This window comes from Mycobacterium sp. RTGN6, assembly GCF_033804605.1.
Lineage (GTDB): Bacteria > Actinomycetota > Actinomycetes > Mycobacteriales > Mycobacteriaceae > Mycobacterium.
In genome coordinates, this window is sequence record NZ_JAPZKZ010000001.1 from 798,855 (window position 1) to 810,963 (window position 12,109).

Annotated in this window: 13 protein-coding genes and 1 pseudogene; 4 read left to right on the forward strand and 10 right to left on the reverse strand. The window is 67.8% G+C overall.

Translation table 11 applies throughout. The features are described 5' to 3' along the window. Nucleotides 1-76 precede the first annotated feature (76 nt). Entirely contained in the window at nt 77-628 is a 552-nt protein-coding gene (locus tag SLQ33_RS03955; protein WP_319452455.1) for a helix-turn-helix domain-containing protein, read from the forward strand. An 11-nt stretch (nt 629-639) separates the two neighbouring features. Here SLQ33_RS03955 and SLQ33_RS03960 read toward each other — a convergent pair whose 3' ends face one another. Then, nucleotides 640-1,113 carry an SRPBCC family protein gene (locus SLQ33_RS03960; protein WP_319452456.1) on the reverse strand — a complete coding sequence of 158 codons (474 nt, stop codon included), beginning with the start codon at nt 1,111-1,113 and terminating at the stop codon, nt 640-642. A 48-nt stretch (nt 1,114-1,161) separates the two neighbouring features. On the opposite strand from SLQ33_RS03960, the gene SLQ33_RS03965 reads away from it, so the two are divergent. Beyond that, entirely contained in the window at nt 1,162-1,644 is a 483-nt protein-coding gene (locus tag SLQ33_RS03965; RefSeq protein ID WP_319452457.1) for a VOC family protein, read from the forward strand. A 48-nt stretch (nt 1,645-1,692) separates the two neighbouring features. Here the strand turns inward: SLQ33_RS03965 and tnpB are convergent, their stop codons facing one another. Both tnpB and SLQ33_RS03975 read right to left on the reverse strand, forming a co-directional pair. Beyond that, on the reverse strand, nt 1,693-3,348 hold the full coding sequence (tnpB, locus tag SLQ33_RS03970) for an IS607 family element RNA-guided endonuclease TnpB (protein ID WP_319452458.1): 1,656 nt from the start codon (nt 3,346-3,348) through the stop codon (nt 1,693-1,695). Beyond that, a pseudogene (locus SLQ33_RS03975) lies at nt 3,345-3,913 on the reverse strand (IS607 family transposase). The gene tnpB and the pseudogene SLQ33_RS03975 overlap by 4 nt, the downstream one beginning before the upstream one ends. A gap of 88 nt (nt 3,914-4,001) precedes the next feature. Between SLQ33_RS03975 and SLQ33_RS03980 the strand changes: the two are divergent. Continuing rightward, the gene (locus SLQ33_RS03980; protein ID WP_319452565.1) at nt 4,002-4,736 is read left to right on the forward strand and encodes an SDR family NAD(P)-dependent oxidoreductase; all 735 of its coding nucleotides are present in this window, start codon (nt 4,002-4,004) and stop codon (nt 4,734-4,736) included. 1 nt (nt 4,737) lies between these two features. On the opposite strand, the gene SLQ33_RS03985 is transcribed toward SLQ33_RS03980, so the two are convergent. Next, nucleotides 4,738-5,331 (reverse strand): TetR/AcrR family transcriptional regulator, encoded by a 594-nt coding sequence (locus SLQ33_RS03985; RefSeq protein WP_319452459.1) that lies wholly within the window; start codon nt 5,329-5,331, stop codon nt 4,738-4,740. A 726-nt stretch (nt 5,332-6,057) separates the two neighbouring features. Between SLQ33_RS03985 and SLQ33_RS03990 the strand changes: the two genes are divergently transcribed. Then, nucleotides 6,058-6,735 (forward strand): peptidoglycan endopeptidase, encoded by a 678-nt coding sequence (locus SLQ33_RS03990; RefSeq protein ID WP_413467579.1) that lies wholly within the window; start codon nt 6,058-6,060, stop codon nt 6,733-6,735. A 21-nt stretch (nt 6,736-6,756) separates the two neighbouring features. Here the strand turns inward: SLQ33_RS03990 and SLQ33_RS03995 are convergent, their stop codons facing one another. From SLQ33_RS03995 to SLQ33_RS04020, 6 genes are all read right to left on the reverse strand, one after another. Next, nucleotides 6,757-7,152 (reverse strand): DUF4267 domain-containing protein, encoded by a 396-nt coding sequence (locus SLQ33_RS03995; protein WP_319452461.1) that lies wholly within the window; start codon nt 7,150-7,152, stop codon nt 6,757-6,759. 39 nt (nt 7,153-7,191) lie between these two features. Next, nucleotides 7,192-7,569 carry a DUF202 domain-containing protein gene (locus tag SLQ33_RS04000; protein ID WP_319452462.1) on the reverse strand — a complete coding sequence of 126 codons (378 nt, stop codon included), beginning with the start codon at nt 7,567-7,569 and terminating at the stop codon, nt 7,192-7,194. A gap of 79 nt (nt 7,570-7,648) precedes the next feature. After that, nucleotides 7,649-10,012 (reverse strand): Tex family protein, encoded by a 2,364-nt coding sequence (locus SLQ33_RS04005; RefSeq protein ID WP_319452463.1) that lies wholly within the window; start codon nt 10,010-10,012, stop codon nt 7,649-7,651. 27 nt (nt 10,013-10,039) lie between these two features. Continuing rightward, the gene (locus SLQ33_RS04010; protein ID WP_319452464.1) at nt 10,040-11,380 is read right to left on the reverse strand and encodes an acyltransferase family protein; all 1,341 of its coding nucleotides are present in this window, start codon (nt 11,378-11,380) and stop codon (nt 10,040-10,042) included. A gap of 134 nt (nt 11,381-11,514) precedes the next feature. Continuing rightward, the gene (locus SLQ33_RS04015; protein ID WP_319452465.1) at nt 11,515-11,802 is read right to left on the reverse strand and encodes a HigA family addiction module antitoxin; all 288 of its coding nucleotides are present in this window, start codon (nt 11,800-11,802) and stop codon (nt 11,515-11,517) included. 13 nt (nt 11,803-11,815) lie between these two features. Next, nucleotides 11,816-12,097, reverse strand: coding sequence for a type II toxin-antitoxin system RelE/ParE family toxin (locus tag SLQ33_RS04020; RefSeq protein ID WP_319452466.1), 282 nt, complete (start codon nt 12,095-12,097; stop codon nt 11,816-11,818). Nucleotides 12,098-12,109 lie beyond the last annotated feature (12 nt).

A 12,109-nucleotide genomic window follows, 5' to 3' on the forward strand; every position in this document is an offset into this window, starting at 1 on the left:
CCGGCTACGTGCGAGAAGATGGACTTCAACACCGAAATAGCGTGACACTTCGGCAAGAATTTGTAAAGCTACTCGGGTGGCGCGAACCACGACCGATCCAACCGACCCCACCGTCGCCGAGTCCTCGACGCGGGAGCGCATCCTGACCGCCACCGCCGAGGTGCTCAGCCGCAACGGCATGACCAAGGTCAGCCTGTCCGAGGTGGCCCAGCAGGCGGGAGTGTCCCGGCCCACGCTGTACCGGTGGTTCGCATCGAAGGCGGAACTGTTGGACACGTTCGGAGTATGGGAACGCCACATGTACGAGCGCGGCATGGGCGACGCCATCGCCGGGCTCACCGGCGAGGAAAAGCTCGACGCCGCTTTGCGATTCATCGTCGAGTACCAACAGTCATACCCCGGAGTGCGGATGGTGGACCTCGAGCCAGGTCACGTCATCGGACAGATGTCGCGCGTCATTCCGATCATGCGGGAGCGTCTACATCGGCTGCTGCCGGGCCCCAAGGGGGCGATCAGCGCAGCGGCCACCGTCCGCGTCGCCGTCGCGCACTACGTCGTGCCCGGCGACGATGCCGACGACTTCCTGGCGCAGCTGCGCCACGCCGCCGGCATCAGGCCGCTGCCCTGATCGGCGCGCCGTCACGCACCTTCGAAGTGCTCCCGGATGCCGACGAGCATTGCCCGGTGCGCCTCGACGGCCTCGCCGACGGTGAAGCCGGCCAGCGGACGCGGCGCGCTGATGAGGAGCCGTTCGGTGAGCCGGGTGCCGTCGCCCGACGGGTCGAACGACACGGTCCCGCTCAGCCGGACGCGGGGAAACTGTCGCGCCTCAGTGTGCACGTCGCCGTTGCCGGGAACCGTCACTCGCGCGGTGTAGCCGATGCCCATCGTCAAGGGCCCGAGCGGGATTCGGTCGCGGACCCGGTAGGTCTGCGTATAGCCGTCGCCCGACTCGGTCCGGTCGGTGGGTGTCACGGAGACAACGAGCGGGTGGACGCGGATGATGTTCCGGAGGTCGACGTAGAACGCCCGAACGGCGTCGGTTGGCGCCGGGATCTGTTCGCTCAGAGTGCGTTCGGCCCGGCCGATCCACCACCCGTTGTCCGATGCCACCCCTCGAATGTAGCCGTAGTCGGCGGCTCGCCCGGTAGCTTGTCTTCGATGACGGATGGACAGCAGCGAAGCGTTCCGGGAACGGACCTGGACGTCCGGTTCTCACACGTGGTGATCGCCGTGACGGACATGGACCGCTCTGTTGCGTTCTACCGCGACGTACTCGGCATGGACGTGGTCTTCGACAAGACCCTGTCGGGGCAGCCGTTCGACGGTCGTGCCGTCGGAGGGCTGCTGGGTGGGGTCAGCGTCGAGTTGCTGAGACTGGCTTCGGGACGCGGCGACGAGACGTCGGCATCAGTCGGAACGGTTGGCGTACAGGTGATTTCGTTGTCCGTTCCAAATGTGGATGCCGCGTACCAGGCAGTCTCCAAAGCCGTCGAGCCCGCGACGAAGCCGTTCGACGTGGACGGCGTCCGGATGTTCTTCGTCTCGGATCCCGACGGTGCCACCGTCGAGTTCGTCGAGTTCCCAGGTGCGGCGCGCACGCCTGCCGAAATGCATCGTGGCCTCGACGGGGCGCGGCCATGAGCGACGGGTATTCCCATCCGTTGCCGTTGAGTGTGTTTGGTGACACGTTCATGCGGCGTCCCCTTGCGGGGTTTGGGTTTTGGCCTCTCCGCGTCTGGCCCCACCGGGGTGGGGTCTTACAGATGCTCCGGCGGCGCCGCATGCTGCGGCGTCGCCGCCATGGCCTGTACCAACCACGGTGGTGGTTGGCCCGGGTACCGATGGGGCCGTGGTCCCGACTGGACCACGACTGGCAGGATCCGGCCAGTCACGGAGATTCAACGCAGCGTTTCGGTCGCGATCGACGACGTGTCCGGTCTGCGGACAGACCAGCTGCTTGTCCAGTTTGTGCTTGCTGACGAGCCGACACGGTGTGCCGTCGGGTTGAGTGCAGCCGTGGTGGATTTGGCTGGACGCGAACCAGCGGTCGGCCACCGTCAACCGCCCGCCGTGGCGGGCGGTCTTGTACACCAGCATGGGTTTGATCGCGCCCATGGCGGCATCGGAGACGGCCCGGCGAAACGCCCGCCGGCCCATGCCCTGTTTCATCGCGGCCACGTCGAGGTCTTCGATCACGACGTGGCCGTAGCTGCCCGCCAACTCGGTGCTGAGTTGGTGGGCGGCTTCCCGCCTCAGGTGCACACACCGGCGATCCAGGCGGGTCAGCTTGGCTTTCGCTGACATCCACCCGCGGGAGCCGGGTATGCGGCGGGAAAGTTCACGCCCGGCCCGCCGGCGCGCGGTCAGCGTCGCCTTGAGCGGGGCCGGATTCGGATACTCAGTCAATGTTTCGGCACCGGTGGCGGTGTCGAGGGTGGCCACCGTGGCCAGCGTGCGCATGCCCAAGTCGACGCCGGCGACCACCGTCGGTCGGGCGACGCTGCGTGCCGTGCTGGGGGTGCGCAGCGCGTAGCCGACGGCCACGAACAACCGCCCCCACCGCTGCGACAGGGTCACGTTCAGGATGTGGGCGCGGCCGCTGGCGAGGTGGCGTTGCACCCGGCGGGTGTTCTCCTTGGTGCGCAACCCGCCGATCACCGGCACGGTGATGGTGCGCCGGTCCGCCTCCAGTCGCATCGCCCCGGTGGTGAACCGGACCCGGCCCGGGTCGCGGCGGGCGGACTTGAACCGCGGAAAGCCCACCCGGCGGCCGTTGCGGGTGCCGTTCTTACTCGCGCTCCAGTTACTGAGAGCTTGGGCGAGATCGGCCAAGCCGGACGAGTAGGCCTCCTTGGAGTTGGTGGCCCACCACGGCGCTACCTCGTACTTCGCCCGATTCCACGCCTTGCGCAGCGAACCCAGCTCCCAGCCCACGCACTGATGGGCCGGGTCAACGGTTTTGGCGTCCAGGTCGGCTTTCACCTGGGCCAGACCCCAGTTGAACGCTTTGCGGCGAGCCCCGAAATGCGACCGCACCTGCGCGGCGCGGTCCGGGTCGGCGGGCCACTCGACTTCGAACTTCGCCGCGGTCACCACCCAACCCGACGGCAGCTTCTCTCCCGGCGAACCGGTCGCGGCGTAGCCGGCAGCGTCCCCGTCGAACAACTCGAACAACACCGACACCGACTCCACCGCCGCCCGGTGCACCTCGACATCCGCGCCCACATCCACATACCGCGACAACGACGCCGTGCCATCACGTTTCGGTTTCCCCACCAACTGCACACCACCAGTCAAAGCGGCCACCCGCTCGGCCTGCCCCCGCGTACGCATCCCGACAATCACGCGACATCACCCGAATCGCTCCTGGAGGCCCGCAACGCCCGCATCACCCGGTTACCCGCCCCCCGGCGGCCGTAGCGCGCACACGCACTGGCCAGCACCTCGATCACATCGCACACCAGATCATCTGTGCTCTCCCCGCGATCGGCCACCAGGATCCGCCAGCCCTGCCCCGCCAACGCCGCCGCCAGCCGCTCCGCCCCGAAACGCGCCAACCGATCCCGATGCTCCACAACTGTCACTGTCGCATTCGGGTCTGACAACACCCGCCGCAACTTGGGGTCGCCTCCCGCTCACGCCGGATCCCACCTCGCAGACCATCCGAGCCATTCTCAGTGGCCCACCCCGTCAGCCGCGCGACCTGCCGGTCCAGATCCGCACGCCGATCACGGCGAGACACCCGCGCACACTAACCACACCCCCAGCCCAATCCGCTGCGCTGGTGCTCCGCACCAGAATCCTCCGGCCCACACACTCCGCTAGCACCGGCAATGTCCCTTCCCGAAAATCAGCGACAAGCGGTATGTCGGCTCACTCCAACCGGTTCCGCCCAACCCGCCGGATCCACACCTCCGACCAGAACACACTTAACGCACACCAAAACACACTCAACACACAGCAGCCCACATCCCCATGCGCTGGCCGGGCGCGCCGTCATCGTGACGGGTGCCGCGCAGGGCGTCGGCAAGGGCATCGCCGGCGCACTGCTGGAGCGCGGTGCGGCGGTGCTGATCGTTGATCGCAACGCCGACGTGCTTACGGAGACGTCGAATGAGTTTGCAGCAGCAGGATTTTCGGCGGAGCCGTTGCTCGCCGACCTGCGCGACCCGGCGAGCCCCGGCCACGTCGTCGAAGCGGCGCTGAGCGCGTTCGGCAAGGTCGATGCACTGGTCAACAACGCGATCGCCACCAACGAGCCCAAACCGCTGGTCGACATCGACGCGGATGACTACGACCTTGTCTTCGACGTCGGTCCGCGCGCGACGTTCTTCCTCATGCAAGCCGTGCACCCGACGATGGCGGCGGCGGGAGGCGGAGTGATCGTCAACCTCGGATCGGCGTCCGGCACCGGCGGCCAGGCAAGCTTTGCCGCCTACGCGGGCGCCAAGGAGGCGATACGCGGCATGTCGAAGGCGGCGGCACTGGAATGGGGCCGCGACAACGTCCGCGTCAACGTCGTGTGCCCATTCGCGGACTCGCCGGGCGTGCAGTTCTGGGCTGACATCGCCCCGAAGGACTTCGAGCGCGCGCTCCGGTCAGTGCCGCTGCACCGGGTCGGCCGCATTCGCGAGGACGTCGGCGCAGTGGTCGCATTCCTCGTCGGCGACGACGCGTCGTTTCTGACGGGTCAGACCATCCACGTCGACGGTGGCATGGGCGTGCACCGCTGAGTCACGCGATGTTGTCGACCAGCATGGCGTAGAGCCGTCGCGCTTCGCGTGCCGTGTCCACGGTCACGCCTTCGAGTGCGCCGGCCGTCATCGCTCCCGTGTGGAACATCAGCAGCGCTGCCGCGGCCGCCTCGGGATTCTGATGCCCCAACTTGCGCAGCTCTTCTGCGAGAAACGCGACATACCAACGGCGAAGCTCAACCACCAGGCCGCGCACCGGATGAGTGCGGACCATTTCGGCGGCGAAGTGCACCCACGATCGCCCCGGAACGGTGCCGTTCGGCACGTCCAACAGCGCCGCACTCCCGAGCAGGACCGCACGCGGGTCATTCGGATGTTCGTCGCGTAGCCGCTCGGCCTCCGCGCGACGTTGGTCGGCCCACCGCTCGACGTAGACGATCACCAGCTCGCGCTTGTTGGCGAAGTGCTTCAGCACGGCGTTGCGGCTCAGGCCGGCGTCGCTGGCGATGTGGTCGAGGGTGGACCCGATGACGCCGAGTTCGTCGAAGATGCGCTCCGCCGCAGCCAGGATCATCTCGCGCTCGGCGGCATCACCGGAGGAATCGGCATCCGGCGGCGTTGTCACGGCTTCCATCGGTACCCCTAATGTGTTTGCCGGACAGTTTCTCGACAAACCATATCCCCAGTACAACCGGCGTGCTACGCCGAAATCGTGTGCGCTGAGCCAGCGTAACAGGTTCAAGATCGACCCCGCCGCGCATTCGCAAACTGCGATCCGCTGCTCGGGAACGCTTCCGACCGAGGGTAGTCCGCCTAGTAATCTCGAACGGGACGGCCGGTTCCGTTGCGCGCGTTTGTCAATGGCGGGTTGACGCCGAAATCCTCAGGGCCCCAACATGAGTCCCGCATGGGCACACCAAACCGTCAGTCGGCCAACAGGTATCGCCACCTGATCCACGCGATCGTCGGCCCATCCGAGCCGCGTGGATCGTCGGAATGGCTTCGGTCGCAATGGGAGTGCCTCGGCGTTAGGCGACCCTTCGTCGCGTGGCGGGATGTGGTCGGGGTCACACGGGCCCCGTGCCGTACTTGATCGATTCACCGGTGTCAGCTTTCTTGTCGCAACTTGGCAAAACGAGCAACGACACCGACGCGGATTCACCCCCGCGTCACGTCGTCTCGGGTGGCCGCGGATGGTGCGCTCAAAAGCATTCCTGAACAGGCGTTTTCATGAGATAAGCGAACCGCTTAACCGGGTTGACGCCAGCGCGACATCACGCGTAGTCTCTGCGCCTATACGAACGCGAGAATGCAACGCGCCCAACAAGATTTGTTACCTGATCCGCTGATTTCGCGGAAGGTGATGGGTGCCACAAATTTTGGCGGTCGGCAAATTGCGTCGGTAGTGTCCGGCCGCATGATTGGTATTGCGACCGCAACATTGATGACACTCGTCAATCAGGTCTCGGGCACGCCGTACGTCTCGGGCGGCGATTCGCCCCGCGGCACCGACTGCTCGGGTCTTGCTTCATGGGTGGCCAACGCGGCCACAGGTAGGCCCGTCTACGGCGACCGGTTTCACACCGGAACCGAGGAAGCCGCCCTGCTGGCGCGCGGCTTCAAGTACGGCACCGCGCCCGGTGCGCTGGTGATCGGCTGGAACGGCCACCACACGGCCGTCACGCTGCCGGACGGCACCCCTGTGTCGAGCGGTGAGGGTGGCGGCGTCAAGATCGGCGGCGGCGGCGCCTTCCAGCGTCAGTTCACCCGTCACATGTACCTCCCGGTGGAGGCGGTGGAAGGCCTGCCCGCTCCTGAGGATGCACCTCCGCCGCCCGCGTTCGATCCGTTCGCGCCCCCGCCCCCGCCGCCGTTCGACCCCTTCGCGCCCCCGCCGCCACCGGCGGACGTCGTGGACGTCGGATTCGTGACGCCGGATCCCGCGATGGCGCCTCCCCCCGGACCCGAGGGCATTCCCGCCCCCGCACCGGACCTGGTGCCGGCACCCGAGCTGGCACCGCCGCCCGCCGTCATCTAGCCGGATCGGGTGCGACGCGTCTTAGGTCGCTGAGCCGTCGTCGGCCTTGGGCCGGCGTCGCGTCGCACCCCACAGTCCGACGCCGATGCCGACGACGGCGCCACCGAGCCCGATCAGCCGCTGCGAGGGCTTCATGTCGTGGTGGACGCTCATCCCGCCGAGCAGGTCGGCGGCGTCCGCCCCACCGGATGCGAGGAACCAGCCTCGGGTGTTCCGGCCGCGTAGTGCCGCCGCGGCAAGCAGCCCGCCGATGAGGGCGTCGCGATAGCCCATCGAGCGCAGCAGTAGGCGCGCGGTCGTGTCCGGCTCGTCGGGGTCGCCCCACAGCCGGTTCGCGCGCACGGGATCGACGAGGAACGAGACGCCAGAGGCGAGCCGGATGGTGCCCGCCGCGAGCGCGGCGCGATCGATGGACATGGCAGGCAGCCTAGGTCTTCATGGGTGCGCCGCGAACCACTACAGCCTCCACGCCACCACGACGAGTGCGACGACGCCCACCACTGCGATGAAGCTGGCCATGATGGCCGATATCGAGTACGGCAACGGTCCGGCTTCGGCCTTCAACGCCTTCATCGCCTGACGGTGCTGAATAGAGGCCAGCACTAGGCCGGTCAGCCCCACCAGGATCATCAGCACCCCCACCACCCACGGGCTGACGACCGCGCGGTGGGCCTCTTCCTTCGTGTCCAGGTACTGGAAGAACTTGAAGATCGTGAAACCGAACGCGATCAGCGACGTGCACGTGCGGATCCACGCCATCAACGTGCGCTCGTTGGCGAGCCGGGTGCGTTCCACGGCAAGTCGGGTGGATGCGTCCAACGGTTCGGCAGCCATGGCCCCTCAGTTCATTCGGAATCGACGTCCGCGACAAGGATCATCATCGTAAGGGCCCGTGAGTCAAGCGTGGTCGAGTTCAGCGTCCGAAGCCCGCGTCGCGCAACGCCTGTGCCATCGCTCCCCCGGCCTGGCTCGGCTCGCGACTACTAGTGTCCTTGCCCCGGTTGGGGTTTCGTGGCTCGGTCGGCGGCTGGTTGCCACCCCGCGGGCGGGGGCTTCCTGCGCGGTCGGGGCGCTTGCCCTGGTCGCGCTGGGGCGTGTCCTTGAGCCGCATGGTCAGCCCGATCCGCTGGCGATCGACGTCCACCTCGAGCACCTTCACGCGCACCACCTGCCCGGACCGCACGACCTCGTGCGGGTCGGAGACGAAGCGATCCGCCAACGCCGAGACGTGCACGAGGCCGTCCTGATGCACGCCCACGTCGACGAACGCGCCGAAGGCCGCCACGTTGGTCACGACGCCTTCCAGGACCATGCCCGGCTTGAGGTCGGCCACCTTCTCGACCCCGGCGGCGAACGTGGCGGTCGAGAAGGCCGGCCGGGGATCGCGTCCCGGCTTCTCCAGTTCGCCGAGGATGTCGGTCACGGTCGGGATGCCGAAGCGGTCGTCGGCGAAGTCGGCAGGTCGGAGCGACCGCAAGGTGCGTTCGTCGCCGATCAGTTCGGCGAGGGTGACGCTCGACCGGTCCAGGATGCGCCGGACCACCGGGTACGCCTCGGGGTGCACACCCGACGCGTCGAGGGGATCGTTGCCGCCGGTGATCCTCAGGAAGCCTGCGCATTGCTCGAATGCCTTGGGGCCCAACCGAGGAACCTTCAGCAGTGCCTTGCGGTTGGGGAACGGACCCGTCGCCTCGCGGTGCGCGACGATCGACTCGGCCAACGACTCCGTGACCCCGGAGACGCGGGACAGCAGCGGGACCGATGCCGTGTTCAGGTCGACGCCGACGGCGTTCACCGCGTCCTCGACCACGGCGTCGAGGCTACGGGCAAGCGTGCCGGGCGAGACGTCGTGCTGATACTGCCCGACACCGATCGACTTCGGTTCGATCTTCACCAGCTCGGCCAACGGGTCCTGCAGCCGTCGCGCAATCGACACCGCTCCGCGCAACGTCACGTCGAGCGTTGGCAATTCGTGGGCCGCGTAGGCCGAGGCCGAGTACACCGACGCGCCAGCCTCGCTCACCATGGCCTTCGCCGGAGCGACGGCACCGGCGGCGCGGATGTCGGCGATGAGTTCGGCTGCCAGAGCGTCGGTTTCGCGGGACGCGGTTCCGTTGCCAACGGCGATCAACTCGACGCCGTGGCGGGCGACGAGCGCGCCGAGGGTGGCCTTGGCCGCATCCCATTGCTTCTGAGGCTGATGCGGAAGGATCACCGCGGTGTCGACCACCTTGCCGGTGCCGTCGACGACCGCGACCTTGACTCCGGTGCGGAAGCCCGGATCCAGACCGAGCGTGGTGCGCGTTCCCGCAGGTGCCGCCAGCAGTAGGTCCTTGAGGTTGCGCGCGAACACCGCGACGGCGTCCTGCTCGGCGCGTTGCCGCAGCCGCAGCCGCGCGTCGACCGTGGCCGAGATCATCAGCCTGACCCGCCACGCCAACCGTACGGTGGTCGCCAGCCATGGCGTCGCGGCTGCCGTCGAGGTGAGGTTGACGCCGAGGCTCTTGGCGACCATGACCTGGTAGGCGTCGTCGTCGCCGCCGTCGAGGTTGACGGAGAGCACCTGTTCCTTCTCACCGCGCATGACCGCCAGAATCCGATGCGACGGCATCTTCTCCAGAGGTTCGGAGAACTCGAAGTAGTCGCGAAACTTCTGCGCCGCCGGACTTTTGGCGACGTCTTCGGACGCGGGCGACGTGCGCAGCGCGCCGTCCGTCCAGAAGCGCTGCCGGACGGCGCCGACGAGCTCCGCGTCCTCGGCCGCACGTTCGATGATGATGTGGCGCGCCCCGTCGAGCGCCGCGTCGGCGTCGGCGACGCTCTCGGAGCGGAACTCCGCGGCCACCGTCACCGGGTCGAGGGTTGGATCGGCCAACAATCGGTCGGCCAGTGGGTCGAGCCCGGCTTCGCGCGCGAGCTGCGCCTTGGTGCGCCGTTTCGGCTTGTAGGGCAGGTAGATGTCCTCGACCCGCGACTTGGTGTCGGCGGCCATCAGCGCTGCCCGCAACGCGTCGGTGAGCTTGCCCTGCTCGTCGATGGAGCTCAGCACCGCGTCCCGGCGCTGGTCGAGTTCGCGTAGGTAGCCGAGGCGTTCCTCGAGCGTGCGAAGCTGCCCGTCGTCGAGGCTGCCGGTGACCTCCTTGCGGTACCGCGCGATGAACGGCACGGTGGCGCCATCGTCGAGCAGCCGCACGGCGGCGACCACCTGCGGCTCGGCCACGGCGAGTTCCTCAGCGAGACGGGCATTTACGGACTTGACGGTCGGGCTTGTCGGCACGCGAAGACCCTACCGAACGCCTCCGACTCAGCGTCGTGCGAGCGCCTGGCGTGTCGAAGTCTCCGCGGGCGGCCGGGTCACCGACCCGACGCTCACCCGTGCGGCGGCCAGTCCGACCAGGAAGCATCCGAGCGCTACCCACCCGTCCAGACCGGTCAGCCCATTCTTGGCCAGCAGCACCAGCGCGACGCCCGCCACGCACACCAGCGCACCCGCGGCGGTCGAGCGGATGCCGGTGGCCCCCGTCGGCGCGTCCCACCATGGCAGCCGTCGGTGCTCGAGCGGCGAGAGCGCGATGAACGCCAGCGCCATGACGACCGCGAACACCAACTCCCGTAGCGCGAGTAGCCCCCAGAACCCGGGCGCGTGGATGTCGTACGCATCCAGTCCGAAGGCGTGCAGGGTGAACGTCGCCACCGCAATCGCGGGGATATGCCACAGGTAGAGCGTCATCGCTCCCCCGTTGCCCACCGAGACGACGTGCCACACCCGAGGGCGGGCGGCCCAGCGCTGGATCGCGCCCGCCGATGCGACGAACAGACAGGACATCCACGTGCAGTGCAGCGCGAGCAACAGCGTCGGCGGCGACACGTTGGACATCCGCTCCACCCCGGTGACGACGAGGGCCACCTCGTACGTCTCGGTCATGGCGAGCGCCACCTGGGCGGCGAACGCGACGGCGGCCACGACGAGTGCCGTCCGAGTGCTGATCAACCGGCGTGCGTAGGCGACGCCGATGGTTACCGGGATCAGCCAGACGATCACGAAGTTGGCGACGCCCGATCCGGGCGTTCCGACGGCGATCCGAACGCCGTCGACCGCTGCCGCGGCCACCAGCAGCGCCGCGACCACCGCCGCGACAGCGCGGCCCGAGCGCAGCCGGGCCAGGGCGGGTACGAAGGCCAGTACGACGAGGTACACCCCGAGGAACCACAGCAGGGCGACGCCCTCTTGGCCGAGTCCGCGGGCCGACTCCGCGCCGAGGATCATGCGTGCCGCCAGGAGCGCGACCACCCATGCCCCGAGGTACCAGAACACGGGTCGGCACAGCCGCTGCGAACGGGTGAACAGCCAGGTGCCCCACGGCGTGCCTGCCCGGTAGCCGTAGGCACCCGCCGCGCCACCCGCGAGGAAGAACAGCGGCATCACCTGAACCACCCACGTGAGTGGCCGGATCGCAGGAATCTCGCCGAGCAGGTTGCCGATGTGCAAGCCGCTGGTGTCGATGGTGGCGAGCAGCAGCGCGCAGTGTCCGAACATGACGACCACGAGTGCGGCGAGTCGGGCGACGTCGACGGCGCGGTCGCGGCCGGATGCGGCGTCGTCGGCGCTATCGGGTGCGACGGTCGATGGCTTCTTCAGCGGCATGGGTTCAGCATGCCCCTGCGCAGCCGGATTGGGATGAGTAGGACTACGTGCCTTCCGTCATTGCGCACCCTGGCCGAACGCTCAAGAACACCGGCTTCGTGAAGTCGGTGGGCAGTCGACGACGCGCTTAGTCGTTAGGCAATTCGTTCGATGGTGGCCAGCCGCGTCGCGAGGTGTTCGCGGGCGATTTCGGCGTCGTAGTGGGCCTGCATGTTGATGAAGAACATGTCGCTTAGGCCCAGCGCGCGCGACAGCCGCAGGGCGGTGTCCGCACTGATTCCTCGCTTGCCGTGCACGATCTCGTTGATCCGCCGCGGCGGCACATCGATCGCCTTGGCGATCCGGTACTGCGAGATCCCCATCGGCTCGAGAAACTCACTCAAGAGAATCTCGCCAGGGTGGGTGGGCGCGAAGTCTGCCATCGGGTTCTCCCTTCTAGTGATAGTCGACTAACTCGACGTTCCCGGCGCCGCCAGCACTCCAGGTGAAGCAGATGCGCCACTGGTCATTGACGCGAACGCTGTACTGGCCGACGCGGTCACCGGCCAGCTTCTCCAGTCGGTTGCCCGGCGGTACCCGAAGGTCGTTGATGCTCTCGGCTGCGTTGATGAGACCAAGCTTGTTGTATGCGAGTCTGCTGAGCTCCGGACTGAGTTTCTTGACGTAGCGGCGATGCCAGATCGCCTCGGTGTCCTTACCCCGGAACGAGCGGATCACTCGTCAATGATA